This is a genomic window from Streptomyces sp. SID3212 (genome assembly GCF_009865405.1).
Taxonomy (GTDB): Bacteria; Actinomycetota; Actinomycetes; order Streptomycetales; family Streptomycetaceae; genus Streptomyces.
On record NZ_WWJY01000295.1, the window covers coordinates 1 to 1,357 of the forward strand.

A 1,357-nucleotide genomic window follows, 5' to 3' on the forward strand; every position below is an offset into this window, starting at 1 on the left:
CCGCACACCGCGCACGCGCGCAGATGCCGCGCGAACCGCTTGCGCCACAGCGGCCCCGGCTCCCCGGACCAGCGCTCGGTCAGGGAGTCCAGCCCGTGGCACCGCTCCTTGCCCGCGTCGGCCGCCAGCGCGCGCACGATGCCCCGGCACACCTCTATCTGCTCCCGGAGGCGCTGCACCCGTACCGCGGCGTGCCGTCCCGACAGCCCGAGGGCCTCGGCCAGTTCGGTACGGCTGACCTCGCCGGTCGTCTCCAGCCACCACAGGGACAGCAGGGTGCGGTCGTCCTTGTCCAGCCAGCGTGTCGCCTCCGCGACCTCCCGCCGCTGGTCGGTGAGGCCCAGGCGCAGGATGGTGACGGAGGCGAAGTCCGAGGACGGGTCCGCGACCTGGTCGGCCGCCTCCAGGGACGCGGTACGGTCCAGGGCCGCCGCGCGGTGCTGCTCACGGTCGCGCACCTGCCGTACCGCGATCGCCACCGCCCAGGAGCGGAACGCGTCGGGGTCGCGCAGCCCCGGCAGCCCCCGCACGATCCTGACCAGCGTCTCCTGGACGACGTCGTCCACGTCGCTGTGGCCGTCGAGCGCCCGCCCCACGATGTTGTAGATCAGCGGCATGCCGGCCGCCACCAGGGCGTCCAGCGCCTGCGGATCACCTCCACGGGCGGCGAGCACCGTGGCACGATCGGGTCCATTGCGGTCACTTCGGTACACGACGCTCCACCTTGTTCTCGTCCGTCACTCAGGAGACGGCGCGGCGCGGTGCCGGACAACAGAAAACCAGGTGGAATCTTCTCGGATCCTCGCGGGGGTACGGGGGCGGGGTCCGGGGGCGCGGAACCCGACCCGCGGCGAGCGGTCGGCGCCGACCGGGTCAGCGGCGACGGCGGCTCGGCGACCAGCCCGTACCGAGACCCGCGACATGCAGCGCGAGCAGCGTCAGGCCGAGGAGCATCAGGCTCGTCGGGGTGAAGATGGCGTGATCCACCGAGGTCTCGGTGCCGTTGATGATGAAGGCGATCGCGAAGAGCGCCGCAGCTATGAAGCCGAGCATCTGTGTTCTCCCGGTGCTCCGAAGGCCGCCGCGGCGGAACGCCGTGGTCGTGCCGTGGCACCCGAGTGCCCCGCGCCGCGCGGTTCAGTCCTCCTGCGTGTACCAAAACCTGACGTGATGTCAGGCGGGCCGGTCAGGACGGGCCCGCGCCCTGCCACAGCAGCAGCGCCACGTCGAGGCCGGCGACCAGGATCGCCGCCCGGAACGGCACCTTGGGCCACCGGCTCCCCAGCACCGACCCGCCCGTCGCGGCCACCAGCGCCCCGGCCACCGCCGCGACGCCGACCGGTCCCGGCCGGCCGGC

2 protein-coding genes are annotated in these 1,357 nt (G+C 73.5%); both read right to left on the reverse strand.

Annotated elements, in window-relative coordinates:
• Positions 1 to 713 (reverse strand): sigma-70 family RNA polymerase sigma factor (locus tag GT042_RS08965; protein WP_161308172.1); only part of this gene is annotated, 713 nt, incomplete at its 3' end.
• Between the two features lie 160 nt (positions 714 to 873).
• Positions 874 to 1,053, reverse strand: coding sequence for a hypothetical protein (locus GT042_RS08970; protein ID WP_161308173.1), 180 nt, complete (start codon positions 1,051 to 1,053; stop codon positions 874 to 876).
• Positions 1,054 to 1,357 lie beyond the last annotated feature (304 nt).

Bases quoted from the DNA above. Each gene is read 5' to 3' on its own strand.
- GT042_RS08970 (WP_161308173.1), bottom strand. From the start codon at position 1,053: ATGCTCGGCTTCATAGCTGCGGCGCTCTTCGCGATCGCCTTCATCATC.